The 26,849-nt window shown below is 71.0% G+C and carries 14 protein-coding genes and 1 pseudogene; 6 read left to right on the forward strand and 9 right to left on the reverse strand.

From position 1 onward, the window contains the following. Positions 1-67 precede the first annotated feature (67 nt). On the reverse strand, positions 68-1,186 hold the full coding sequence (locus tag DJ476_RS23110) for an acyltransferase domain-containing protein (protein WP_112491433.1): 1,119 nt from the start codon (positions 1,184-1,186) through the stop codon (positions 68-70). Between the two features lie 246 nt (positions 1,187-1,432). On the opposite strand from DJ476_RS23110, the gene DJ476_RS23115 reads away from it, so the two are divergent. From DJ476_RS23115 to DJ476_RS23145, 6 genes and pseudogenes are all read left to right on the forward strand, one after another. Next, a complete protein-coding gene (locus DJ476_RS23115) occupies positions 1,433-2,905 on the forward strand; it encodes a hypothetical protein (protein WP_112491435.1) in 1,473 nt (490 codons plus the stop codon). Positions 2,906-3,121: 216 nt separating this feature from the next. Then, positions 3,122-4,456 (forward strand): 4-hydroxy-3-methylbut-2-enyl diphosphate reductase, encoded by a 1,335-nt coding sequence (locus tag DJ476_RS23120; RefSeq protein WP_112491436.1) that lies wholly within the window; start codon positions 3,122-3,124, stop codon positions 4,454-4,456. Between the two features lie 59 nt (positions 4,457-4,515). Continuing rightward, a complete protein-coding gene (locus tag DJ476_RS23125) occupies positions 4,516-5,589 on the forward strand; it encodes an EamA family transporter (RefSeq protein WP_318294770.1) in 1,074 nt (357 codons plus the stop codon). A gap of 704 nt (positions 5,590-6,293) precedes the next feature. Further along, positions 6,294-7,583: pseudogene (locus DJ476_RS35170) on the forward strand (replication initiator). Continuing rightward, positions 7,576-7,761, forward strand: coding sequence for a helix-turn-helix domain-containing protein (locus DJ476_RS23140; protein ID WP_112491439.1), 186 nt, complete (start codon positions 7,576-7,578; stop codon positions 7,759-7,761). The pseudogene DJ476_RS35170 and the gene DJ476_RS23140 overlap by 8 nt, the downstream one beginning before the upstream one ends. Then, positions 7,758-9,026, forward strand: coding sequence for a tyrosine-type recombinase/integrase (locus tag DJ476_RS23145; protein WP_112491441.1), 1,269 nt, complete (start codon positions 7,758-7,760; stop codon positions 9,024-9,026). Before DJ476_RS23140 ends, DJ476_RS23145 begins: the two co-directional genes overlap by 4 nt. Before the next feature lie 106 nt (positions 9,027-9,132). Here the strand turns inward: DJ476_RS23145 and DJ476_RS23150 are convergent, their stop codons facing one another. The 8 genes from DJ476_RS23150 to DJ476_RS23180 all read right to left on the reverse strand — a co-directional run bounded on the left by DJ476_RS23150 (position 9,133) and on the right by DJ476_RS23180 (position 26,737). Next, entirely contained in the window at positions 9,133-9,462 is a 330-nt protein-coding gene (locus DJ476_RS23150) for a hypothetical protein (RefSeq protein WP_112491442.1), read from the reverse strand. 13 nt (positions 9,463-9,475) lie between these two features. Next, positions 9,476-15,910, reverse strand: a complete 6,435-nt coding sequence (locus DJ476_RS23155) for a polymorphic toxin-type HINT domain-containing protein (protein ID WP_318294771.1) — start codon at positions 15,908-15,910, stop codon at positions 9,476-9,478. Continuing rightward, positions 15,907-16,386, reverse strand: a complete 480-nt coding sequence (locus DJ476_RS35740; RefSeq protein WP_318294772.1) for a hypothetical protein — start codon at positions 16,384-16,386, stop codon at positions 15,907-15,909. The genes DJ476_RS23155 and DJ476_RS35740 overlap by 4 nt, the downstream gene beginning before the upstream one ends. 126 nt (positions 16,387-16,512) lie before the next feature. Then, on the reverse strand, positions 16,513-20,880 hold the full coding sequence (locus DJ476_RS23160; RefSeq protein ID WP_112491443.1) for a LamG-like jellyroll fold domain-containing protein: 4,368 nt from the start codon (positions 20,878-20,880) through the stop codon (positions 16,513-16,515). Positions 20,881-21,000: 120 nt separating this feature from the next. Next, the gene (locus DJ476_RS23165) at positions 21,001-21,789 is read right to left on the reverse strand and encodes a sugar phosphate isomerase/epimerase family protein (protein ID WP_103418295.1); all 789 of its coding nucleotides are present in this window, start codon (positions 21,787-21,789) and stop codon (positions 21,001-21,003) included. A gap of 74 nt (positions 21,790-21,863) precedes the next feature. Continuing rightward, entirely contained in the window at positions 21,864-22,481 is a 618-nt protein-coding gene (locus DJ476_RS23170) for a GAF domain-containing protein (protein WP_103418296.1), read from the reverse strand. Further along, a complete protein-coding gene (locus DJ476_RS23175) occupies positions 22,465-23,388 on the reverse strand; it encodes a S8 family peptidase (protein WP_112491444.1) in 924 nt (307 codons plus the stop codon). The genes DJ476_RS23170 and DJ476_RS23175 overlap by 17 nt, the downstream gene beginning before the upstream one ends. Positions 23,389-23,392: 4 nt before the next feature. Beyond that, entirely contained in the window at positions 23,393-26,737 is a 3,345-nt protein-coding gene (locus tag DJ476_RS23180) for an adenylate/guanylate cyclase domain-containing protein (RefSeq protein WP_318294773.1), read from the reverse strand. Positions 26,738-26,849: the final 112 nt, after the last annotated feature.

The raw sequence follows: 26,849 nt of genomic DNA on the forward strand, positions 1-26,849 counted from the left end.
GACCGGTGACTGGCGGAAGGGGAAGTGGGCAGGGGACTCGCGGAGGAGGGCGCCGACAGGTGCCGGTTCACCACGGGAACGCGGGCTCCGCGAGCGGGGCGTGGACGGCAGGTGCCGGGTCGAGGTCGGCGGCGAGCACGGTGCGGGCGCTGGAGGCCAGGGCACTTCCCGTACCGGCCTCGAAGAGCACCCCCGGCCGGTACGCCAGCACCTGCCGCAGCACGGGCGGCACCGAGGCCGGCCGCACCAGGCAGTCGGCCAGCCGGGCGGCCAGATCGTCGGTGGGCCCGTAGCGGCGGCCCGCCACGGCCGAGTGGACCGGGAACCGGGCGGCGGAGCGCGGATAGGCGCGTACGGCGGTGGCGAACTCCCGGGCCGCGTGGCCCAGGGCCGGGTGGTGCGAGGAGAACGGCAGCCGCAGCCGCACCGCTCCCACCCGCCGGTCCGCGGCCGCCTTCTCGACCAGGGCCAGCGCCGCCACCGGCCCGGAGACCACCACGGACCGCTCGTCGTTGACCACGGCCACGACGACATCCGCCGCTCCCGTCCCCGTCCCCGCCACCCCCGCCTCCTCCAGCAGCTCGCGCGCCGACCGCTCCGGGCAGGCGAGCGCGGTCAGCGCGCCGGGGCAGAAGGTGAGCGCCAGGGCGAGATCGTGCGCGGCGCGTGCGCCGTCCGCCACGGTGAACACTCCGGCGGCCGTGAGCGCGGCGAGTTCGCCGAAGCTCACCCCGACGGCCGCCGAGGGCACCCCGTACGCCTCGCTCAGCGCCCGGTGCACGGCCATCGACGCCCCGAACAGGGCCAGTTGGGAGGTCCCGGTGCTGGCACTCGCGAGGGCACGCCCGCTGGGCGGCTCGGGCCCCAGCAGCCAGGGCCCGAGCCGGGGCAGCCCGCGTTCGGCGGTCACGGTGTCGACCTGCTCGAAGACCTCATGGGCGGCCTTGCGCAGGCCGGGGGTGGTGCGGGCCGAGGCGACCAGGGTGCTGACGGAGAAGTCGCCCTGGCCGGGGAAGAGATGGACGGGCCGCCGCCGGAGAAACGGCGGACGCTCGGAGCTGTCGAGGACGGCAGAACCTTCGAGGACTACGGGGCTTCCTGGAACTGCGGGAACTACCGGGGCTACGGGGTCTCCGAGGGCTGCGGGACTTTCGGGGCCGGGAGGCGGGACAGAACCGGGGCACATGATGTTCCTCAGCTGGGGGGAGCGCGGGGGCGCAGGTCATGCGGGTGACGCGCTACGCAATGCGCACTGTGGGAGCCCGGGGGAGGGCCTTCACCCTGAGTCTGTGCGGGATGCGGGCCGGTACCGCCATGGGCGGGTTCCAGACATGTTGAACACGCAAGCATGTTGAACGGCGGCGCGAACCAGAGGGAGAAGGGGGAACGAAATGGACCAAGGGGGCGCGGGAGAAACGGGGGAGAGAGGGTGATGGGCAGGAGAGCGGGCCGTACGGGAGGCGGCCGGGCCCGCCGCACACCGAACCAGGCCCTGCGGCTCCTCCTGGCGGAGGCGGGGTGGAGCGGTGCGCAACTGGCCCGCGAGGTCAACGCCCTGGGCGCGGCGCAGGGGACGCCCCTGTACTACGACCGCACGGCGGTGGCGCACTGGCTGGCCGGCAGTCGCCCCCGCCGCCCCGCACCCGCCCTGGTCGCGGAGGCCTTCTCGCGCCGCCTGGGCCGCCCGGTGCGGGAGGAGGACGCCGGGCTCGGCCCCGGGAGCGGGGCGGCGCAGGGCGCACGGGACGCGGTGGAGAGCCTGGACGAGGCGCTGCGGACGACCGGCCGACGCCGGGTCGCCCTGGCCGGCGCCTATTCGCTGGCCGCGCTGACGATCCCGTACGGACCGCTGGCGAGGCCGTACGGGCCGCAGGCGGGTGCGTCCGGGCCACCGGCAGAGGCGTACGGTCCACCGCTCGTACGGAACCCCCCGCCCGACCTCACGACGTACACCACGCCTCCCTCCCTCCCGGCCGGGCGGGTGGACATGGCCCATGTGGCGTCGGCGCAGGAGCTGCTGGCGCTCTTCTCGCGCGGGGACGCGGTCCTGGGGGCCGGGCCGGTGTACGAGCCCCTGCGGCAGTATCTGGCCGCCACGGTCCTCCCCTGGCTGAAGCACGACATGAAGCCGGCCGTCCGGCGCGAACTGCTCACGGTCGCCTCCCGCCTCACCTACCTCTGCGCCTTCACCCACTTCGACATGAACCGGCACGCCGCCGCCCAGCGCCTCTACCTCACCAGCGCCGAGCTGGCGGGAGAGGCGGGGGACCGGGTCGGCCGCGGCCTGGCCCTGCGCGGCCTGAGCGTGCAGGCCCACGCGCTGGGGCACTTCACCGAGGCGCACCGCCTGGCGGAACAGGCGGCGAGCACGGCGCTGCGCCATGTGCCGCCCCACCAACAGGCTTTCTTCCATGGCCAATTGGCGGTGACGCTGGCGGGCCGGGGCGATGCCGGGCACGCCCGGCACCTCTCGCTGGCGGACCGCTGCCTGGAGCGGTCGTCGTCGGGCGGGAACACCCCGGTCGGCGCCTTCCACCCCGGTTCGCTCGCCCTCCAGCGCGCGGCCGTCGCGGTGAGCCTGGGCGACCGGCCCGCCGCCGCCCGAGCCCTGGACCTCTCCCTGCGCCACCGCCCCGCCGACGAGCGCCGCTCCCGGGCCCTGTCCCTGGCGGAACTCGCGGAGATCCAGCTGGCCATGGGCCACCTGGAACAGGCCTGCCGCACCTGGCACGAGTTCCTCGACGTGCACCCGGTCGTCGACAGCGCCCGCGCCGACGACCGGGTGCGCCTGCTGATCGCCAGGACCCGCCCGTACAGCGGGAATCCGGCGGTGGCCGCGCTGCTCGGCCGCGTACGCGAGACGCACCGGAGGCGGCCGCCGATGCCGCGGGGTCCCGGAGCCTGATCCGCCGGGGCGTCGGAGCACGGGCCCGCCGTAGGGTCAGGCCCCCCCGGACCCGCCGTAGCGTCAGGCGCGCCAACTCTGCCGGGTGTTGGGCCGTAAGGGTGAGGGGCGGCGGGGAGTGGAAGAACGGCGCAGGCCACCGGGTTGTAGGCCCTGCCCACGAGGATCTTCGGTCCCCGTCTCCACTCCCTTCTTCGGACCCACCGGCAGGAACGAATGAACCGCAGCAAGCGCTCCGACGTGTTCCCCTCCACCTCCCTCCTCGTCCCACCCGGCACGGTCGCGGTCGCCACCCGCTGGTGGCACCCCTTGCGAGGCCCGATGGACTGCCCCGCCCATCCCCTCCTCACCGCCCACGCCCGGCAGGCCGGCTTCACCGTCGACGCCCGCCCGTGGGAGGAGGCGGCGGTGAACGGCGACGACCGGGGCCCGGTGGGCACGACCGTCGTCGCGGTCTCGTACGAGCGCCCGGAGGGCGGGCACCGGGGCATCGCGCTGGCGGCCCGCAGCGAGGACAGCGCGGCGGTCGCGTTCGCCCACCGGCAGATCGAGTCCTGGCAGGCGGTGTTACGGACACGGCGGGTGCTGTACGTGAGCGAGGAGACGCCCCTGCCGGAAGCCGCGCCCGAGGGCTCGCCGCGCCCGGGCCACACGTCGACGCCCCATGCCCAGGGCCCGTGGGCCCCCACGACGTGGACCTCGGGGGGCCTGCACACACCCGCCCCCCACCCCCACACCCCTGCGGCTCCCCACCACCCCACACCGTCACCGTCCCGCCCCCACCCCTCCTCCGTACCGCCCCAGGGGACGAGAGCACGTGGGGCGGCCTGGCTGCCCTGCGGCTGCCCGGCCGCCTCCGCCTGCCCGTCCGCCGCAGCGGCGGAACGCTCGCTGCACCGGTCGCTGGCCCGGGGCGACGAGGTCGTGATCGTGGGTGCGCCGGCGGCCGGGACGGGCGGCGGGTGGCTGCGGAGGAGACCGGCCGGGACGGTGAAGCGGGTGGTGAGCGAGGCGGAGGCCGAGAAGCTCACGGTCCTGGACCCGGAGCGCCTCTCCTTCGTGGTCGCCCCCGGGGCCGTGGTCTCCGGGGCGACCGCGATCCTCCGCGTGCTCCGCCGCCGCTTCCCGCGCCTGCGCGGCCAGCACCCCTGGGAGTGGTGCTACACGACGGACGACCTGGACACGGCGGTCGGCTCCGTCCTCGGCCAGTCCGACGCCCTCCTGGTCACGGGCAACGGCGACAGCCCCCTGGTACGCACCGCCCTGGCCCAGGCCGCCCGCTCCGGGCTCCGGGTCCGCCAGGTCACGAGCCTGGACCGGCTCCGCCCCCAGGACGTCGACGCGGCGACGATCACCGTCCTGCACACCCCGGCCCCGGACCACACCGGGGGCGCCCCCGACCGCGGCCCCGACCACCGGGAGGAGGGCACCGGCCGGGACGTGTCCAGGGTCCTGGACGGCCTGGGCCCCACGGGCCACATCTGCCGCACGGTCCGCTCGACGCCTCTGCCCTCCGACTTGAAGTGCCCACCACTCATCAGCAACGCTTAAATGCACCCTGAAGAAATAAGTGCTGGTGCTACACAGTGCCCCTGGTCGATGCTCTCTGCATGCGTCCTCTCCATATCGCCCTGGCCGTGCTGATCGCCGCGGTCTGGGGCGTGAACTTCGTCGTGATCGAGGTCGGGCTCGGGCACTTCCCGCCGCTGCTCTTCTCCGCCCTGCGCTTCCTGGCCGCCGCCCTGCCCGCCGTGTTCCTGGTGAGGCGGCCGGCCGTCGCCTGGAAGTGGATCATCGGGGTGGGACTCGCGCTCGGCGTCGGGAAGTTCGGGCTGCTGTTCATCGGCATGGACCAGGGGATGCCCGCCGGACTCTCCTCCCTGGTCCTCCAGGCCCAGGCCGTCTTCACCGCCCTGTTCGCCGCCCTCGCCCTCTCCGAACGGCCCGGCAGCGTACGGGTGGTGGGCATGGCGATCGCGCTGGCGGGCATCGGGGTGGCGGCCGTGGACGAGGGCGCGGACGGCCCGATCCTCGCCTTCGCCCTGGTCGTCGCGGCGGCCGCGTGCTGGGGCGTCTCCAACGTCCTGACCCGCCGGGCCGCCCCACCGGACGCGCTCGGCTTCATGGTCTGGGTCTCCACCGTGCCCGTCCTGCCGCTGCTCGCCCTCTCCCTCCTCTTCGAGGGCTGGGACCGCGACATGGCCGCCCTGGCCGCACTGGACTGGACCGGGGTGGCGATCATCCTGTTCATCGCCTGGGTCAGCACGGTCTTCGGCTTCGGAGCCTGGGGCCACCTGCTCCGCCACCACCCCGCCCCCTCCGTGGCCCCGTTCACCCTCCTGGTCCCGGTCTTCGGCATGTCCTCGGCCGCCCTCTTCCTGGGCGAACCGATAAGCCCCCTGCGCTGGTGCGCGGCGGCCCTGCTGGTGGGCGGAGTGGCCCTGACCTCGCTACCGGGACGACGCCGGGGCGACACGAACCCCCCGACTCCACTTTCCGTTCCTCTACTCGACCGCCAGCCTGCCCCTGGAGCCGAGCAGCGGACTCGTCGTCATCAAGTGCTCCTCGGCAACGCCCTCAGCCCCACCGGCGACGGCTCCGACTCCCCCCCGCCGCAACCATCGTCCACTGACGTTGCCGTCACCGTTGCCGTCAAACACGACAGAGGCCCCGCCGGAAATTGATTCCGGCGGGGCCTCTCAATGCACCTACGAATGCAACTCCAGCCATCCCCAATCACCGGGACACGTGCTCAGCTCTTGTAGGCAGTACTTCAGGCAATTCTGAAGAGTGGGTGCGTCCGTGCGGATCAACTCGCGCCCACCCAGTCCTGGACCTGACATCACCATCGTCCAGGGCTTGTGTCCTGTCTGCATGTGCTCATGGTCAACCTTGAGGAGGACGCTGACGCCAGCCCTCCCCAGCTGATCCATTAGTAGCTCAATATCCACCATCGCTACTCCCCTCAATACCATCGCAACATCGAGGCAATCTCCCCAACATCCATGCTGTGGCCTGCCTTTTTGGGAGTGGCGACTCTGGATATAACACTCCACAGCTCATCCGAGGTTGGCCCGCTGGTGATGCCGTTGCGATCCATTAGCTGGGATACAACAGCATGAGCAGTGCGCTTATTTCCATTGTCGCGGTCCGCGACCTGCCCGACCACATCGACCTGGACAAGGCTGCTTGACCGCCGCCTCCTGGTCCCGCTTCGCAGCGATCCCCGGCAAGGGCGTGCAGTCGCTAAACCCTCGCCCCTGCAGGGGCCTCCCTCCCCAATCCACCCACGGCACACACGTGTGCCGCAGCGCAGAGAGGTCCCGCCAGCGTGCCACCGCACATCCCCACCACAACAATCCCCCACCCCGAACCCGCCACGGCCACGCTGCCCACGTTCACCGGCTATCGGAACCTGCTCGGCCTGGTCCGGCAGCTGTCCTCCCTTGGTGGCTGCGCCCAGCCGATCCGGCTCGAAGGCCAGCGCACCGAGATCGACGCCTTCACCGGCGAGATACTGCGCGAACCGAAGTCCAAGGAACTGCCCGCCGGGCACTTCCTGGTCCGCTGCGGCAACTGCCGCACCACCCGCTGCCCCTCCTGCGCCGAGCTCTAACGCCAGGACACCTACCACCTCATCGCCGCCGACCTGCGCGGCGTCAAGAACATCCCCGACCAGGTCGCCACACACCCCCGCGTCTTCGCCACCCTCACCGCACCCTCATACGGCCCCGTCCACGGGCGACGAATCAACGGCTCTGCCCGCTGCCGCTGCGGACGCACCCACACGAAGGGCGACCCGCGCCTCGGCACGCCGCTCGACCCCGAGCGGTACGACTACACCGGCGCGGTGCTGTGGAACGCACACGCTCCGGCCCTGTGTGCCCGCTTCATGCTCCACCTGCGCCGCACCATCGCCGCCGCAGCCTGTGTCCCGCAGCGCCTGCTCTCCAAGGTCGTCCGGGTCTCGTACGCCAAGGTTGCCGAGTACCAGCAGCGCGGACTGATCCACTTCCACGCCGTCATCCGGCTCGACGGCCCCGCAGGCCCCTACACCCCAACACCCGCCTGGGCCACCCCCGAACTCCTCGCCGACGCCATCCGGCTCGCGGCCACCCGCGCCCACATCGACGGGCCCGAGATCAACGGCCGGACCCGCGCCTTCGCCTTCGGCAAGCAGATCGACACCAGGGTCATCCGGTCCTCCGCCTTCCAGGCCGGGACCATGATCACCGAGGGCAAGGTCGCCGGATACGTTGCCAAGTACGCCACCAAGGGCACCGAAGCCGCGACCGGCACCCTTGACCACCGGCTGAAGAGGATCACCGACTTCTGGTTTGAGTCCATACCTGTGCACGCCGCCCGCATGATTCGCACCGCCTGGGCCCTCGGCAACCGCGCCGACCTCAAGCACCTGAACCTGCGCAAGTGGGCCCACATGCTCGGCTTCCGCGGCCACTTCTCCACCAAGACCCGCGCCTACTCCACCACCCTCGGCGCCCTCCGCGCCGCCCGCTCCGCCTGGCACCGCCGCCACACCCCTCCGCCATCCGGGGCCACCCTGGTCCTCTCCCACTGGGCCTACGACGGCACTGGCCTCACCCCGGACCTCGAACGCCTCGCCGCACTCATCGGAGGTGGCCCGACGGGCGAACAGGAGGTGGCGACTCGTGCGTGACGACGAACTCCTTACCGTCCCCGAGGCGATGGCCCGCCTCAAGATCGGCCGCTCCGCCCTCTACGACCTGATGCGCACCCGCCGCCTCGCCTCGCTGACCATCGGCCGCGCCCACCGCATCCCCGCCCACGCCCTCGCTGACTACGTCCAGCGCCACCTGGAAGAGGCCGCCCGATGACCGCCCCCAAGCGTAAGAAGGCCCGCGCCAACGGCGAAGGCACCATCTACCAGCGCAGGGACGGCCGCTGGGAAGCTGCCGGCTACGTCCTCGCCGCCAACGGCACCCGTAAACGCGTCCGCGTCTACGGCAGCACGCGGAGGGAAGCCGCCGACAAACTCGCCGAGAAGATCGCCGACAGCAACCGCGGCCTCCCTGTCGCCACCGCCGACAGCACCGTCGGCGACTACCTCACCTACTGGCTCGGCAGCGTCGCCGTCCACCGGCTTCGGGAGAACACCCACACCCGCTACGCCGCCTGCGTCCGCCTCCACCTCATACCGGGCCTCGGCGCCAAGAAGGTCGCCCGCCTCACGGCCAAGGACGTGCGTACCTTCCTCGACCGGCTCCGCGCCACCTGCCAGTGCTGCACCCAGGGCCTGGACACCGAACGAAAGAAGTGCAGCACGATCGGCGAGTGCTGCCAGAAACGACTGTCCCCCTTGACCGTGACCTACGTGCACTCGGTGCTCAAGTCGGCTCTGGAACACGCCGTCCGCGAGGACGAGCTGCCGCGCAACGTCGCCCGGAACGTCAAAGCCGTCACGCCCCGGCCCAGGCGCTTCCGGCCTCTGACTGCGACGGAGGCTCGTCAGTTCCTCGACGCCGCGCGCACGGACCGGCTCCACGCGCTGTACGAACTCGCGCTGCGCACCGGACTCCGCAAGGGCGAACTCCTGGGCCTCCTCTGGGAAGACCTCGACCTCACAACCGGAACGGCCAGCATCTGCCGCTCGCTCCAGCGCACCCGCACCGGCGGCCTCACGCATCTGCCCACCAAGACCCGGGCGTCTGAGCGCCGTATCGCGCTCCCGACCGAATGCCTCCACTCCCTCAAGGAGCACAAACAGCAGCAGGACACTGAGCGCGGGACCGTAGGGTCAGCCTGGCAGGACAGCGGCCTCGTCTTCACCACCCCTACCGGCCGGCCTCTCGACCCGGCCAACATCACCCGCCGCTTCCGCAGCTTCCTCGACCGGGCCGGCCTCCGACGCGTCCGCTTCCACGACCTCCGGCACTCGACCGCCACCCTGCTCCTGGAACAGGGGGTCGACCTTGTCGTGATCAAGGAACTCCTCGGCCACGCCCACATCGGCGTCACCGCTGGCGTCTACGCCCACGTCCGACTCCGCCTCCAACGCCAAGCCATCGACGCCCTCGGCAACGCCCTCAGCCCGACGGACAACGACCCCGACGACCCGCCCTGCGCACCCGTCGTCCGCTGACGTTGCCGTCAGCGTTGCCGTCAAACGACCGGAAGCTCCACCGAACAATGCGTCGGTGGAGCTTCCAGAATTGATGGAATGGCCCGGCAAGAGGGCCAGAATCGTTCTACTCCAGATTGCCGAGAGTCCCCTGCGGACCCTCCGCCACGATCGCGCGGAAAGCCTCGACCATGGCTGCCACTCCACCCTTGGGCACGATCACGAGATCAGAACACTGGAAGAAAACTCCACCGCCATACTCGCCGGTTTCCCTCCATCGATTCATCACTGTTTGGATCGCACCGAGAGTCATGAAACTTGCACTCCACCGGGTGCCGTCAGGGAGTCGCAACTCGGCATCAACGTCCTCTACTGTTTCCGCCGAGTCATCAGCACCGAGCAGGAAAAGCGCAGTGAACTCAGGTTCCCTGACGACGTGGTAGATGTCGTCTTCCATAGGTTCGACGTGATTACTGTCCATGAATCTGCTTCAGCCTCGCGATCACCTTGGACTCGTTCCCCTTGTCCGCCTTGCCGACAACTTGTATGCCGCCGTCAACATTCCGGAAGAAGAGTCGCCCACCGTTTTTCCCTCGCGCGTAGGTCACATCCGTGCCAGTCAGTGCTTTACTTCCTCTACCCGGATTCATGTTTCCGCGGGAAAGTTGTTCAAACAGGTGGTCCAAGTCCCTTTGCACATCCTGATTCTTCCCTGCTTGCTGCGCCGCTTTCGTCAGTAGCGAATCCTGACCGATAGCAGACGACATCGGAATGCATCCGCTGGAGTTATGTACCAGGACCGGGGTCTCGCCCGCCAGCACATAGTACGTGTGCAGGTTGCTGACAGTGAGGTTATAGACCGTTGCCTCTTGGGTCCACCGCTCGACGTCGGTAACCTTGAGGCGCCCGCCGGTACTGGTCTGCAGCCACTGGCCGGAGTTCAGGTCCGTGGCGTCGATCCACTCGCCGGCCTCCGGTACCCAGAAGGGGTGGCCGTCAGTGGCTGTGATGACCTTGGATTCGCCCGTGGAGCCCGGCTGCGGTGCCAGAGTGATGCGGACGAGACCTTTGCTGCCCTTTCCGGCTATCTCGGCCGTTACGGTCTCGGGGCGTGATTCCCCGGTTTCGGGATCGGTGGCCAGTACCCGGTCCCCGATCTCGACCTGCTCGATGGGCTTGGTCGTGCCATCGGCCATGAGGACCTGGGTGCCAGAGGTGAAGCTGTTGTCCGTTGTGCACTTTCCGCGTGACCCCCCTCTGCTTCGTCCTCCCTTCCGGGACCCGCCGTTACCATCCAGTCCGACCTCCAGAAGTGCACCCAGAATGTGCTCTTCCATCAGGTCGTCTTCGCAGGAGAATCCTCCCTGATGGCAGGTCTGGAAGAAGATGGACTCCTTGATGGAGGATTCTTCATCGCGGGTTCCCGGCGTGTAGCCGAAATCCCTCAGATTTTTGGAGAACGCCGCAAGGAATTCCTTCGTTCTGCTCTTCGGGAAGGGGAGCTCCTTTCCCCCGCCCGATCGGAGGTAGGGCTGGTCATTGACGGTCGGCCCCACTGCCGCAGGCTTCGCCCGCCGGTACGTGTCCGCGATCGGCATGAACTTCCTGCCGGGCAGTTTGACCGTAACCGTCTTGTGCTTGCGGTCGTAGGCGTCTTCGTCGCGCGCGCTGCCGCCCGTGGCCATCGGCTTCAGGCCGTCGGGGTCCGAGAGGGTGGCAGGGTTGTCGTTGCCGTAGTTGTAGCCGTTCATCTGCTGTGGGTCGGCGAGATCCAGGATCGGGTCGACGGAGATGAAGCGGCCGAGGTCGGGGTCGTATTCGCGGGCGCCGAGATGGGTGAGGCCGGTGGACTCGCTGTCGTCGGTGCCGCCGACGAAGCCCTTGGTGCCGGGCCAGGTGCTCGGGGTCGTGCCTCGGAGGGCGCCGAACGGGAGTGTGCGGCGCTGGGTGAGGGCGAGGTTGGTGGCCTGGACGGCCAGTTCGCCGGTGCCGTGGTGGTCGGCGATGGTGAAGGCGAAGGTGCCGTCGTCGTTGCGGATGGCCGTGTGGCCGCCGCCGAGGGGGATGTAGCGGGTCGCCTTGGGCTCGTCGGAACCTGCGGCGAGGGTGATCTCGGTGTGGCCGAGGTAGAGGGTCGTCTCCGTGGGGGTGCGGGCGATGAGCCGGTTGCCGGCCGTGTCGTAGAGGTAGGAGGTGGTCTTGCCGTCCTCGGTGACCGTGGCCAGGTGACCCTCGGCGTCCCAGGTCAGGTCCTGGCCCGGGCGCGTGGTGGTGTTGCCGGTCGCGTCGTAACCGTAGGACTCGGTCCTGCTGCCCGCCGCGTCGGTTGTGGTGAGCGAGGTGAGGGCATGGGGACGCGCCGAGCCGGGTGCGGGGTAGCCGTACTGCCTGGTGACGTCCTTGGCGGCATCCCCTGTGGGGTCGTGCCGGACCTCGGACTTCCGGTTGCCGTTCTCGTAGGTGAAGGACTGCCAGTAGGGAGCCGGGCCGCCGAGCTTGTCGCCCGCCGGAGCCGACGCGCAGGTGGTCACGGGCTGGGCCCAGGCCTCGGTGATCCGGCCGAGGTGGTCGTAGGCGAAGCACTGGGTGTCGTTGCCGGTACGGGAGACGTCCGCGATGGACAGGATGTTGCCCGCCTCGTTGTACCGGTAGGTCGCGGAGCGGTCGACCCCGGGCTGGTCCTGCCGGTCGACCCGAGAAGTGGAGAGCCTCTGGGTGCCCCACTCGTAGGTGTTGGTGACCTGGGTCTTTTTGGCGCTGTCGGTCAGGCCCATGCTGTGCTGCAGAGGCTTTCCGGTGTAGCTGTATGCCGTGCTGGACGTCATGCCCTGCCCGTAGACGGCGATCGGCCTGAGGGTCTCGTTCTCGTAGGTGTAGCTGAACGAGCCGCCTGGCAGTGATCCAGCCTTGGAGTAGTTGACTCCGCCCTGCAGCCCGGAGGGAAGGTAGGAGCTGTTCGTCTGGTAGGTGCCCTGGAGCTTGCCTTCGACCGCCGGTATGACCACGGACGCTCTGAACGGGCGGTACAGCTGGTCGTAGGCGTCGACTCTGGTCGTGTACGCGTGGCCGCCCACGTACCGGATGGATTCGGCAAGCTGGCCCTTGGCTCCGGGGAAGGTGTCGTACACCTGCTTGGTGCGGAGCGGCCCGCTGTCCGATCCCTCACGGACTTCGGTCCGGCGACCGAGCCCGTCGTAGACGGAGGCGAGGCCGGGAACGCCCGTGCGGGCGTCCTTGCTGAAGGTCAGCTGGCCGCGGTCGTCGTACGTGCTGGTGGTGGTGCCCTTGTCGGGGTCGGTGGCCTTCGTCTGGCGGCCGAGCTGGTCGTACTCGTAGAGCCAGTTGTTGCCCGCCGAGTCGGTGACCTTGCTCAGTTCGCCACGAGGAGTGTGCTCGTAGCGGGTCCTGTCGAACGCCGAGTCCGCTGTCCGGGCGTGGTGCTGGCGCAGCTCGGTGGTGTTGCCCCGGGCGTCGGTGAGCGCGGTGGTCGTGGTGCCGCCCACGGGTGGGACGGTCGTGGTCCGGTCGCCGCCGTAGATGGCCTTCGTGATGTCGAGGACCGTGCCGCCGTCTCCGTTGCCGGCGATCCGGCGGGTCTCGACGGGGCGGTTGAGGCCGTCGTAGGTGGTACGGGTCTGTGTTTCGATGGACAGGGCGTTGTCGGGCTTGAAGAGAGTGGCGGACGGCTTGCCGTTCACGTAGTAGGGCGCGAACGCCTGCGCGGGCAGACTCCGTTCGTCGTAGAAGCTGTCACTGATGAGGGAGCCGCCCCCAGGGCCGGGGACCTGCGTCTGGCGCTCGCGGAGGAAGCCGTCGTACAGGGTGTACGAGGTCGCCGTCTGGCCGCCCGAGTTGTTCAGCGTCCAGGTGGTCACGGACACCGGCTTGTTCTCGGCGATGGTGTAGCCGAACTCCTGGGTCGGCGTCTGGCTGGTCCGACGGTCGGCCAGCCACACCTTCTTCGTGCGGCCGAGCGCGTCGTATCTGACGTCGGTGACCTTGCCGTTGGTGTCGGTCAGCTTCGTCGCCAGGTCGCGGCCCGGCAGGACGTCCGTGGTCGAGGTCTGGGCCGTGCTGGCGTCGCCCTTCTTCGCCGGCGGAGTGGTGGTCTTGATCTGGGTGGCGAAACCCGTCGCGGGGAGGTAGGCCACGGTGCCGGTACGGCCGTCGTCCCGCGCGGTGCGTACGGGAGCCGCGCTGCCGGTGACCGTCACATCGGCCGTGAGGTCGGTGGTGGTCAGCTGCCGCCCGTACGTGTCGTAGGTCGCCCCCGACTCCAGATACGTGGCCTTGGAACCGTCGTGGCTCTTCAGAGTGGCCGTGGCCGTGACGTCACCCTTCACCGGTGCCGCGCCGTAGGCCCCGCCGTCGTAGACGGACCGGGTGTCGCTCAGTACGTCCTTGGCGCGGTTCACGGAAGCGGAGCACGCCTTGGCGACGGTCTCCACGCGGACGGGAAGGGTGATGATGCCGCTGGTGCTGGACGGGTAGGTCGTACGGGTGCACTGGTCGTCGGCCGCCGTGGAGTCGTCGCCGAAGTCATCGGCCTCGGTCAGACGTCCGGCGACGGTGTCGTACGTGAGGGACGTCGACGTGGTGCGCCATGAGCTGCCCGCGCCCTCGTCGAGGGAGATCCAGTTCTTCCCACTGCTGATGCCGGTGAAGTTGGCCGTGACGGTGCCCCAGTCGCGGACCTTCTTCGCCGTCTCGTGGTACCAGGGCCGCTTGACCGACTTGCTGAGGACCTTCCCGCCGGGCTTGTCGAAGGTGACGGTCTTGTACGCGAAGCCCGCCGCCGCCTCGTGGTCCGTGATCGCGGCCCCCTCGCCCGCGGCGAGGGAGATGGAGACGGACTTGGTCCCGCCCGACGCGGTTTTACGGTCGCCGTGCATCCCGCGCAGGAAGTAGGAGTCCTCCTGCGTCTTCAGGGCGGCGTCGCCGCCCTGCCCACCGGTCTTGACCCTGACCTGCCCGTAGCCGCGCCACTGGGACCAGGTCTTCTCCTTCTCCTTCGTCAGGCCGTCGTCGTCGGCGTAGTGCCAGGCGGCGTCACCCAGGTACTGGTAGCTGGTCACCTGGTCCGGTGAGCCGCCGGTGCGGTCCGTCAGGGTGACGGACGTCGTCACGTACTTGTTGAACCAGTGCACGGTCGCGGGGTCCGTGTCGCTGCCGCCGATGAACTGGGGGAAGCAGCGGGTGGTGTTCGTCTCCGGAGTGGGCAGCGCGTTCCAGTCGCAGGTCGCCGCCGAGTAGTTGGCGCTGATCTGCCCACCGTATTCGTCGTCGACCGCGGAGAGTCGTTCCTTGATGAACGGGGCGAATCCGTCGCCGGTCCTGTCCAGCCGGTTGGCGAGCTGGGTGTACGCGAACGTCGTCTTCGGGAGGGCCACGGCCGGGACGGCGGGCTCGCCGGTGGCCTGCGGGGTGGTGGACTCACCCGTGCGCTGGATGCTCGTCAGGAGCAGCTGGTAGTCGGTGTCCGCCATGCCCCACCGGTGGGCCAGCTTCCAGGCGTCGACCTTGGCGTAGGTGCCGTCGGACTTGAGTACCTGGGTGGTGATGTCCGTCAGCCGCTTGCGCGTCCAGAAGGACGGGGAGAACCGCCCGTTGTCACAGGTGGCCCCGGTCTTGCAGTTGAGGTCCCAGGGGGTGTCGTACCAGTGGAAGGCGTTGGAGTCGATGGTGTCCGCGGCGCAGGTGACACCGGACTGCGGGAGGCAGCGCTCGGCACTGCCGAAGACCACCTGGGAAAGGGGCTTGGTGCTGTAGAGGTCGTTGGACCGCTGTCCGTAGTCGATGCGCTGGAGGGTGCCGCCACGGGTGTACGGGGTGTTGTCCGCGGCCTTGAGGTTGCGGCCGTAGGAGTTGGTCTCCTTGGCGTAGTGGTAGCTCATGGCGTTGCCGTGGGGATCGACCACGTAGTCGACGTTCCACCGCCAGGCCTGCTGGCACCAGGAGTTGGCGAAGGTCGAGCCGTTGCAGTCCTCCCCGGAGTTGTTGCCGAAGACCGGGAGGGTCCAGGTGGAGTCCGTGGTGGGCTTGCCGCTGGTCCAGCCGGGCAGCCGGTTGTAGCCGAAGTAGTACTGGGTGCCGTCGGGGGAGGTGAGGCGCCAGTACTCGTTGTCGTTGTCGCCGTTGGCCCGGTCGGCCGACTTCAGGCGGGTGATCCGTGTGCCGTCGTCGCGCTTGAGCTTGAACTCGTCCTTGCTGACGGGGATGAGCTCGCCGCTGGCGCCGTTGAAGGAGATGAACGCGTTGTCGTACGCCCAGCACATGTCACCGGGCTTGCTCCCGTCGGCGTTCTTCACGCCGTCGTCCGCGCAGGGCTTGTAGCGGCGCTCGATGAACCCGGGCCACAGGTCGAAGCCGTCGCCGACCCAGGAGCTCTGGTTGTTCGTGCCTCCGGTGCGGCCGTCTATGGACCCGGAGGAGTACGAGAGCCCGAGGCGGGGCTTCAGGCTGCCGGGCACCTCCGGGACCTCGATGCCGTACGACCAGGTGAAGTCACCGGTGTTGAGGCTCGTGCTCCAGCTGGAGGAGGGGGACAGCGAGGTCGCCTTGTAGTCCCCCCTGTCGCCCGACGTGGCGGCCGTCGCGGCCAGGACCGTGGCCGTACCGGACCGCAGCGTGACGGCGTCCGCGGTGAGTGTCTGTGCGGCCGTGTCGTTCGTCGCATCGACGGGGGTGCCCTCGCGGCACTCCTCACGGTCGGGGGTGGTGAGCGCGCAGGAGGGCAGTCGGAACAGCCGCATGCGGGAGGCGTACGCACCCCCGTAGGACTGGGCGAATGCCGAGTAGTCGACCGACAGGGCGACGGGCGCCTCGCCGCCGCTCCCGGCCGTACGGCTCGTGACGTCCGGGGCGTCCGGGCTGTGCGGTGTGAGCGAGAAGAGCAGCCCGTTCACCCCGGCCCGCTTGGCCTGCTTGCTGTCGATGATCTGTGAGGTGACGTCGGTGGGGCGGCGGGAAGCGCACGAGCTGAGCGTCGGGCTCCGTTCCCCTCCTTGTCGGAGCCCGGGCTCGCAGCGGTGCGGCCGATGCCGATGGGCTGGTCCTTGGGCCGGGCGAAGCGCGTCCTGCCGTCGGCGGTCGCGGACGGCACCGCGATCGTCGCCCGGCCCGGGGCGGGCACCGTCGTCTGCGGGGCAGCGGCGGGGGAGGCGGGTCTCTTGTCCACCGCGCGGGGTTCGACCTCGCTGATCCGCCTGCCTTCGATGGCCTTCTCGGATGCGGGCAGGCCGGGGAGGTCGCCGGCGGCTGCGACGGCCGGGGCCGGGGTGGCCGTGGCCTGCAGCAGGGTCGCCACCATCACGGTGGACACGGCCAACGAGATGCGGCGGGCCAACCGGAGCCGCGTCGGAGGTATACGTCTGGATTTCATGGGGTGATGTATCCATCGCTGCCGGGTGCCGTGCCCGAAAGAGGGCAGAGCACGGAGAGTTGAGGATCGGGAAGGCGCAGGGTGGGCCGCCCCGGCGAGGCGGCCCGCCCTCCGGATGTGGCGGTGTCAGCTGCCGTCGGGGACCTCGGTCGGAATATCGACAAGCCCTTCGAAGAGGTAGCGGATCTGGCTGTCGTTCAACGCCCCCTGGAAGAACCAAACATCGTCGATCGACCCGGCGAAGTACTGGCCGGTGCCCGTGCTCTGGGTCCGTCCGATCCGGAGCGAACCGGTGGCCTTGAAGGTCAGGACGTCCTCGGCCCAGGCGATGAGGTCCTGGCAGCCGGCTTGGTCCGGCTCCCCGTCCCCGTCCGCGTCATTGCAGGCGACCTCCTGGAGCGCGCCGTTGACGTAGAGGCGAGCTTCTTTGGCGAAGCCGTCATAGACCACGGTGATGTGGTTCCAGAGACGGACGTCATAGAACTCGGAGCTGCTCAGCTGCTTGACCGTGGCAGCCGCGTCGTCCCTGTCGGGCAGAGTGAGCTGCCAGCTGCCGGGCCCGTTCGGGTCGGCCGGCTCAGGGCGGTAGCGGACCTCGAGCGCGCTGCGCTTCGCGCCGCCCGCGCTGAGCACGGTCATGTCGTGTTCGGGCAGAGCCGCCGCCTGGGCCCAGGCCGTCATCGTGAAGCTGGTGCTGGTGTCGACGGGCATCTTCGACGTCTCCGCGAAGCCGCTCGTTCCGTTCAGATGGAGGCCGCCGCTGTCGACCCAGCCCATGCCCAGCTCGGCAGCTCCGTGGAGCGTCAGGTCGTTCTTCTCCACGGAAGAATCCGGTGTGCCGGACGGCGTTCCAGGAGTCGTCTCCTCGAAGTTCCACCTGCTCTTGACGATGGGGCGTTGCCGGAACATCTGCTGTACTTCCTCGGCCGAGACGGGGCGTTGGAAGAGGCGGACGTCGTCGATCAGGCCGGGGAAGTGGCAGTCGGTGGTTCCGCTGTAGATGCCGGCTCCGATGGTCATGGACCGGTCGGCGTGGAAGGGGTTGCTGATCGGGGCGGAGCCGGCTTTCTGGCCGTTGACGTAGAGGGTCAGGGTCTTGGCGACGGTGTCGTGGACGCCGGTCAGGTGGACCCATTCGTCGGCCCGTGCCGTCGTTCCGTCCGGCTGCATCGCGCGGATGGGCTGGGCCTGTGCGGTGTCGGTGGCGTACTGGTTGAAGACCCAGCGGTCGAAGCCGGCCGAGTAGTACAGCTCGAACCCGGGTTTGTGGGTGCCGGTCTGGGCCGCGATGATCGCAGCCTTGCCGGGCTTGGTGGTGTCCAACTTGGCCCAGGCGCTGACGGTGAAGCTGCGTGAGGTGTTCACGTGCGGGCTGCCTGCCTGGCCGACCCGGGCGTATCCGGTGGTGCCGTCGAAGTCGGCGGCCTTTCCGGCGATGCCCGGAACGCCGGTGGTGACCCCGCCGCTGTACTTCGCGGGCAGGACACCGCCATGGCCCCGGATCTCCGTGGCACCCGCTTCCTCGTCCAGCGGGAAGAGGGCCAGGGCGGGGCTGCCGGGGTCGCCGACGGGCTGCTTGGCGTACAGCTTGTCGATGTCTCCCTGGGCCAGGGTCCGGTCGAAGATCTGGAGTTCGTCCACGGCGCCGGGGAAGAACGACTGCTTCGCTCCGCCGTAGGAGCCGGCCCCGATCGTCAGACCGCGCCGGGCGTTCCACGCGTTCGGCAGCGGTGCCTCGCCGACGAGCCGGCCGTCGACGTACAGCCGCAGCTTCTTGGCGGCCTCGTCGTACGAACCGGTCAGATGCGTCCAGGTGTCCGCGCTGACCCCACCGGGCTGGGCGGCCATCGCCCGGACGATGTTCGCGTTCGGTGTGTCCGTCTCGTACTGGTTGAACACCCACCGGTCGTAGGCGGCCGAGTAGTACAGCTCGAAGCTCGTCGTGTGGCTGCCCGGCTGGGAGGCGATGATCGCCGTGCCCTGCGGGATCCTGGACAGCTTGACCCATGTGGAGACCGTGAAGCCCCGGGTCGTGTCGACCACCGAGAGGTCGGAGGAGGCGTAGCCGTCGGTGCCGTCGAGTTCGAGAGCGGTGCCCTTCGTGCCGGGTGCCCCGGTGGTCGCGCCCCCGTGGAGTGCCAGCGTCCTCGGCGGGGTCGTGCCTCGTGCTTCGGTGGCGCCTGCTTCCTCGTCGAGCTGCCAGGTGGCTCGTTCGGGCTGGCCGGCCTTGACCCGGAACTGGTACGTACGGATCTCCGACCCGTTACCGGCCGCGTCGAACGCCTGGGCGGTGATGAAGTTCAGACCCGGCTTCGAGGGCAGGAACGGCACGCTCTTGGCCGCGCCGCCCGTGGTGGTCAACTGGCGGTCCGAGGTGGGGTCGCTGTTGATGCCGTACCAGTAGCGCGTCACGTCGCTGGACGACGACTTGAAGGTGAACGTGCCGTACTGGCCCACCCCGTCCAGCCACGGATCATTCGGATCCTCCGGCTGGGATGCCGGGTACTCCGGCGACGCGATCGTCGGGGCCGCCGGAACGGTCTTGTCGTAGACGAAGTAGCACGACGTCGCATCGCCCGCCCACGACCACGGGGAGTACTGGGCACCGTCGTAGGACCGGACGCGCCAGTCCACCAGCGTGTTCTGCGGGATCGTCGTCGGCAGGCTCAGGGTGAATGTGGAACCCGACTTCTTGTACGAGGTCAGGGCGGGGTTCCACCGAGTGATCAGGCCCTTGCCGTCCCCCGCGTCCCAGGATGCCTGCACCTGGACCGCGACGTTGTCACCGTCCGGGTCGGTCACACCGGCGATATTGATCTTGCCCAGGGTGCGTACCCGCGGAGCACTCGCGGGGGGCTTGCACACGCCCCCGTACTCCATCGACAGCTGCGACATCTTCACCTGGCCGGGCGGCCGGTTGTACTGCACCCGCAGGAACGCCTTGTCGGAGAACCGCTTCCAGCCCAGCCCGTCCGACTCGCTCGCCGCCCGCAGACCGAACGTCATCGTGGACCACTTGCCGTTCGCGGCCTCCTGCACCGCCGACTTCACATCGAACTCGGCGTCCTTCGCCGCACAGCCCGTATAGCCGTGGGCGAACGACCTCGAGGCGAGCTGCTTGATCCAGAACCCGGAAGCGTTCTGCGAGTTCCACGTCGTCGACGACGAGATGCCCTTGGTCCGCCACAACTGCACCCCCTTGGCCGTGCACGAGGCCGACCAGGTGTTCCGCACCACGAACTCCGCCGACAGAACCGTCTGACCGGCGAACCGGGAGGTCGGGATCTGGTACAGCAGGCGCTTGGTGTCATTGGGCTGGCAGTAGTTCCAGTTGCACAACCCCATACCGGCGTCCGGCTGGCCGTTGAACTTCCACTGCGGGGAGGACGCCCAGTACTTCGACGCCATCGTCCACGCCGAAGCCTTCGGCGAGTACCACTGCGGATCGATGAAAACGGGATACGTCGTGTCCTCGCCCCGCAGCACCTCCGTGTCCGGAGTCAGCACCAACTCCCCGCCACCGGCCGGAAGCGCCACCCCCACCGGAGCCAGCTTCCCCGACTCCGTGGGAGCCGCCTCCTCCTTGCCCTCGGCAGAGGCAGGCTGGGCGGTATCGGCATCGGAGAGCGCCGCTCCGCGAGCCGAACGGGCCGACGCGCTCCCGGCCCCGCTCGGCGTGGACTCCGCCGGAGTGCTGGAGTCCCACATCATCGGGCGCGGGGCCTCGAACACCGCACCCTTGGCGCCCTCGTCGACCGCCTCCAGACCACCGCCGGACGTCTCCCGCACCTCCATACCGTCCGCGGCCAGCTTCAGACGCAGCTCGGACAGCTTCTCGTTCGCCGCCGCCTCCGCGGACCTGACCACGAGCAGCTGCGTGAAACCGTCCTCCTGCGCCTCCATCCGCAGATCCACATCCGGAAGCACATTCCGGTACGTGGCCCGGGGCCCCTCCGTCTCGGGCACAGGCAACTTCTCCGGCCAGGACAGCGCCAGCTCACGGCCCGCCTTCCGCATCCGAACGAGCGGTGTGTCACCGCCCCCGGAGAACGCCAGATCCACCGTGGCCACCTTCGGCACCACACTGCCGTCCGCCGCACGGACCAGCCCGGTATCGACCGGCTGCCACACGCCCTTCACCCGGGCCCGCACCGGACGCAGATACTCCCGCGCCTCCAAGCTGCCCTCAGGCGTCGCGAAAACCTCGCTGCTCTCCCCACGCAACGACGTCACCTCAACGGACCGCCCGGTACGCTTTGCCTCCGCCGACGCGGCGTCCACGCCCGCGCCGGGCTCTCCGGCTTCCCCGGCTTCACTCGGCGGAGAGGCCTGCCGACCGCTCGGTGCGGCGACCGCCTGGGGCGCCAGGCCCGCCAGCAGGACAAGGCCGATACCCCCTGCCACCAGCCCTGTTGTTCTTCGGTAACGCCGTCTCCCCGACACAGTCCCCACCCCGTCCACGCGTGCTGCTCCCCATCGCGAATGAGGAGTCATGCGGGACTCTATGAAGATCCTGTGTGAATCGCCAGGGAGTTATGGAGACACTAAGCCGCCAAAACCGGGCATCCGGTCTGTGACAAGTGTCACTGTCGGCGGGCGTGGGGGAACCGCCGCCTACCCCTTCGGCGCCCCCAGCCGCAGCAGGTGCTCCCGGCCCGCGCTGAGGAGGCCGGGGAGGTCGGCCGCGTCCGGGTGCCAGCGCTTCTCGTACTCCCAGCAGACCCAGGTGTCGGGGTCCAGCAGTTCCAGGCAGGCGGCCAGGGGGAGGGCGCCCGTGCCCAGGGGGAGGGGGGTGAGGTCGGTCGGGGAGGCGACGTCCTTCACCTGTACGTAGCCGAGGTGCGGGGCCAGGATCGCGTGCGTGGCGGTGGGGTCCTCGTCGGCGAGCCAGGTGTGCAGGACGTCCCAGATGGCGCCGACCCTGGGGTGGCCGACCGTGCCGGCGATCCGGGCCACGTCGGCGCCCGCGCGGTGGGAGTCGTGGGTCTCCAGCAGGATGGTGACGCCCATGTCGGCGGCGGCCGGGGCGGCCGAGCCCAGGCGGCGGGCGGCCGTGGCGTCGGCGTCCGCCGGGTCCTGGTCGCCGCCGCCGGGGAAGACCCGGACGTACCGGGCGCCCAGGTCCCGGGCCAGCTTCAGCAGCTCGGCCAGTTCGGCGGAGACGGCCTCGTCGTCGCCCTCGGCCGCCACCTGGACGTACCCCGCCACGGTCAGGATCTCCACCCCGGCCGCCTTGAACGCCTCCACCACATCGGCCCGTTCGAGGGAGGAGAGCCCCAGGTGTACGGGCTCCTCGGGGTGGGCGCGCAGCTCCACGCCCTGGTACCCGTGGTCGGCGGCGAGCCGGACGACCTCGGGCAGCGGCAGGCCCGGTACCCCGAGCGTGGAGAAAGCGAGCTTCACGTGTGCGTCCTTCCGTCGTCGCCGCGCGGGGAGCCCGGCGCCCTTCCCCCGGCTCCTGCCCGCCGCCCGGGACGCTATGCGGTGCCCCGCAGCACCTGCTCCAGGCTACCGAGCAGCCGCAGCGCGTCCTCCCGTTCGGTGGCCTCCAGCGGACGCGCCGCCGGGGCCGAGGTCACCGGTTCCGGGGTGATCACCCGCAGGGCCGCCGCCGCCTGCCGGGCGAACATCGCCAGCAGGTCCAGCTCCCGCACGCTGCTCCTGGCCTGCGGTGACGCGTCCAGCACCTCCAGGACGCCGAGGACCCGGGAGTCGCTGATCAGAGGGGCCGCCATCAGGGAGTTGGGGACGTACTCCGTGGACTCCGCCAGTGAGCGGTCGAACGACGGGTCGTCGGCCAGGTCGTCCACCACCATCGGCTCGCCCGAGGTCGCCACCCAGCCGGCGATGCCCCGCCCGGCCGGGAACCGGCGGCCCACCAGGAACTCCTGGCCCTCCCCGGAGACCGCCCGGAAGACCAGCTCGTCCGCCTCCTCGTCGAGCAGCAGCACCGAGCCCGCCGCCGCGCCGAAGATGGCCCGGGCGACATCCACGACCGACTGGAGCAGTTCGTCGCGGTGCGCGTCGGAAGCGGAAGCGGACGCGGCAGGCACGGGGGCGGACAGCGAAAGGGCGGAATCAGATTTCGGCGTCATCGTGGGTGTCTCCTGCCGCTGTTGAAGGACGCGGGGCGTGGTCTGCTGTGCTCGGGTCGTGGCGGACGTTGGCCGCCGACAGATAGAGCGCGTTCTTGAGCTGGAAGGCCGTCATCCGCGGGTGCGCCGACAGCAGGCGCGCGCAGAGCCCGGCCACGTACGGCGTCGCGAAGCTGTTCCCGGTGGTGCGGATCGTCCGGCCGCCCAGCCACGGCACGGTCACGTTCTGGCCAGGGCCGAAGAACTCCACCGGCGGGGCCGGGTTGTAGAGGTGGAGGTCGGGGTCGTCCTCCTGGTGGCTGCCCACGGAGATCACCGACGCGAACCGCCACGGGAAGCTCTCCACCGGGGTGTTGTGGGCCGAGGCGACGATCACCGTACGGGCGAAGTAGGCGCTGTCCGCCAGCGAGTGCAGCTCCTGCGCGAACCGGGTCCGGGTGGTCGACAGGCTCAGGTTCACCACGTCGAAGCGCTGCTCGACCGCCCACCGCAGCCCGGCCATCAGGATGTCGCCCGTACCGGAGAACCGTTCCCCCAGCACCCGTACGCTGTGGATCTCGCACTCCGGCGCGGTCCGGCGGATGATGCCCGCGCACGCGGTGCCATGGCCGCAGGTGTCGCCGGTCGTCGTCGGCTCGACCGTGATCTCCCCGCTCTCCTCGTCCTTGACGACCACCCAGGACGAGGCCGGTTCACCGACCAGCGGATGGTCGCGTTCCACGCCCGAGTCCACCACGCAGACGCGTACGCCGCGTCCGGTGGCGGGGGCCGCGGGCTGTCCGCCCGGCGGCCCCGGATCGCCCAGTACGGGGACGTCCTCGGGGCCGCGTCCGCGCAGGCTCCAGGTCAGGCCCAGCCCCGGGGCCGTATGAGTGGTCACTGTCGTCGTCTCTCCCGTGGTGCCCATCGGGTCAGCTCCCCTCCCTCGCCGTGATCGTCGCGGCCAGGTCCGCCGTGGCCGTGGCCGCCGTGCCCGTGTCCGTCGTGGTCCTCGTCCTCGGGAGGTGCAGCGCCGTGCGGAACGCGGTCGCCCGGCGCGCCCCCGGCAGATGGCCCTTGCCCGCGAAGTGGTCCGCCGCGCTCCGGGCCGCCGCCCCCGCCGCCGCCGTGAGGCCCAGCGTGGCGAGCGTGCGGGCCCGGTCCAGTTCGGCGGTGGCCTGCACCAGCGGCGAGTCGGTGAGGAGGGAGGCGCGTACGGCCCTCTCGGCGTGGTGGAGCGCCTCGTCCGGCCGCTCCCGGGCCGCCAGCCGGGCCCGCAGCCCCTCCAGGTCGACGGCGTCCGCCCCGCTCGGCCCCGACAACTCGCCCACGGTCGCCAGCCACTCCACCGCCCGGTCCTCCGCGCCCGCGTCCAGCTCCAGCCGGGCCGCGTCCAGCGCGACGGCCGTCCGCATGCCCGCCGCCCCCATGCGCCGGGCCGCCGCGTCCGCCCGGGCCAGCAGCTCCAGGGCCTCCGCGCCCCGGCCGAGCAGCGCCTCCACCGTCGCCCGGAACACCGGAAGGAACACCTCCGCCTCCGCGAACCCCAGCTTCCCGGCCAGCCGTTCCGCCTCGGCCAGGCACGCGTACGCCTCGTCGGACCGTTCCTGGAGCCCGTACAGGACGGCCAGCGGGCAGTTGAGCGTCACCCGCACCGTCGGCCGGCCCGCACCGTGGGCCGTCAGCAGGGTGCGGCAGCGCTCCACCGCCTCCGGCACCGGGACGGGCCCGCGCCAGAGGGAGATCCCGATCGCGCCAAGCGCCCCGGCCCGCTCCGGCTCCGCCCCGGCGGCCACCGCGTGCTCCAGGGCCCGCGCGTGGTCGCGCTCCGCCTCCTCGTGGCGGCCCGACTGCTGGAGCTGCTGGGCGAGGCGGAGGTGGGCCCGGGCCCGGCCGACCGCGTCCCCGGCCGCCTCGAAGACCGGCAGCACCGCACGGGCCGTGGCGGCGGGACCGGGGGGCGCCGTCGGGTCCAGCACCGCCAGCGCCAGCCGGGCGTGCGCGGACTCCACGGGGGCGGCGGGCAAGTCCCTTACCGTACGCAGCAGTTCGGCGCCCTCCTCGGTCCGGCCGAGCGCCACCCGTACCTCGCCGAGCCCCAGCACCGCCCGCGCCGCGTCCGGCCGCAGCTCCACCGCCCGCTCCAGCAGCCCGTGCGCCCAGTGCAGGTCGGACCGGGCGGCGGCCTGCGCACCGGCCCGGGCCAGCGCGGCGGCGGCGTGGTCCCGCAGCTCCCGGGCCCGGTCGTCCAGCAGCCCCAGCTCGGCGCGGTAGCGGTAGGCGCGCTCCAGATGGCCCCCGACCGCACCGTCCCCGGTCCGCGCCACGCTCGGCAGCTCGGCCGCCCATGCGTGGCGCTCCGCCTTGGCCCGCTTGGAGAGCGAGGAGTAGGCGACCTCGTGCACCAGCCCACTGCTGAACCGGTACGCCGACGGGTCCCCGGCCCCGGAGGGCTGCGCGGGCTCCACCAGCCGCCGTCGGGCCAGCTCCGCGAGGGCCTCGTCGACGCGGTGGCGGTCGTCGGGTGGAGCGCCGGGAGAGTCTTCCGCGCCGGGCGGGGCGGCAGTTGCACGGGCCCGGTCCGCTGTCCGCACCGACTGCTCCAGCCGTACCGACCGCTCCAGGCGGACCAGCTCCGCCGCCGCGAACTCCCGGCCGATCACCGCCGCCAGGTCCACCACCCCGCGCTCGGGCCGGGCGAGCGCGCCGATCCGGGCGCCCAACAGGGCCTGGAGCGTGGGTGGTAGCTCGCCGTCGGGGCCCGATGGGGTGGTGGCCGCGCCTGCGCCGCCGTCCGGGAGCTGTTCGCCGACCAGGAGCTGTTCCAGGTAGAGCGGATTGCCCTCGGCGCGGGCGAGGAGACGCTCGTCGGCCGGGGCGGGCCGGCCGTCCAACCGGGCCAGCCCGGCCGCCAGTCGGGCCGCATCAGCACGGGGGAGGCCGGAGAGGTGGAGGTGTGCCCGGCCCTCGGGCATGCCGTCCGGGCGGCCCGCGCAGATCACCAGGGTGCGGGCGGGCCCGGCGTCCCCGGTCAGCCGTTCCACCGTCCGTACCAGCAGGGGCGCCGCCGCATGCCAGTCGTCGAAGACCAGGACCGCGGGACGGGTGCGGGCCGCCCGCTTCAGGACCACGGTCAGCGCCGCGCACATGTCCTCGAAGGGGGCGTTGGGCGTGCCGTCGCGCAGGAGGCCCCCGGAGAGCAGGGCCATCGCGTCGGCCGTCGCATCGTCCGCGGGGGTATCAGTGTCCGTGGGGGCGCCCGTACGTGCGTCGGCGTCCGTGTCTGTGGGCGGGCAGGCCGGGTCGTCGGTCTGGGGGAGCAGGGAGCGTACGGCGTCGGCCAGGGGGGCCAGCGTGCCGTGGTCCCCGTAGGTGCGGCAGCGGCCCGCCCCGTAACGGAACGTGCCCTCCCCGCCGTGATGCGTCAGCCACTCCCGTACGAGCCGGGTCTTGCCGATGCCCGCCTCGCCGGTCACCCGCAGCAGACCGGGGCGGTCGTCCCGTACGGTCTCCTCCAACGCCCGTTCCAGCGCGGTGAGTTCGGCGGCGCGGCCCACGAAGGGGGCGTCGAAGCGGCGCAGCAGTTCGGGGTCGTCGGCGCCCAGGGCGAGCAGCCGGTACGCCTCGACGCTCTCCCGCTTCCCCTTGAGCTGGAGCGGGCCGGTGGGTACGGCCTTCACCGTGGGGCCGGCGGCGAGCAGGGTCTGCGGGCCGATCAGGATCTCGCCGGGGCCCGCGTTCTGTTCCAGGCGCGCGGCGATGTTGACGACCTCGCCGGAGACCAGCGCCTGCCGGGCCGTGGCGTCCGAACCCGCCACCACCTGACCGGTGTTGACGCCGACCCGGGTGGTCAGCCGGATGCCGAGCGAGGCATCCAGCTCCTCGTTGAGGGCGTCCAGCGCCCGCCGCATCCCGAGCGCCGCCGCCAGCGCCCGCCGGGCGTCGTCCTCACGCACCACCGGCACCCCGAACACCGCCATGACCGCGTCCCCGATGAACTTCTCCGGGGTGCCGCCGCGCGCCACTATCTGGGCGCTCATCGCCTCGAAGTACCGCAGGGTCACCGTGCGCAGGGTCTCCGGGTCCAGCACCCCCGACAGCGCGGTCGACCCCACGAGATCGCAGAACAGCACGGTCACCGGCTTGCGTTCGTCCTCCGGGGGAGGCGCGACGGGGGCGGCCGGAGCCGCCGCGGCCGGACCGGCGCACGGTGTCCCGCAGGACGAGCAGAACCGGGCCGTGGCGGGAAGGTCCTGTCGGCACGAGGGGCAGATCATGGCGGGTCCTCAAGGGGTCGTGGTCCACGTCGTGGGTCAACTCGGCTGGCCGGGGCCGGGGCCGGGGCCTGGGGCCAGGGTCGGGGCCGGAGGTGGTGCGGCCGGCTGTCGT

Source organism: Streptomyces bacillaris (assembly GCF_003268675.1).
Classification (GTDB): Bacteria; Actinomycetota; Actinomycetes; order Streptomycetales; family Streptomycetaceae; genus Streptomyces; species Streptomyces bacillaris.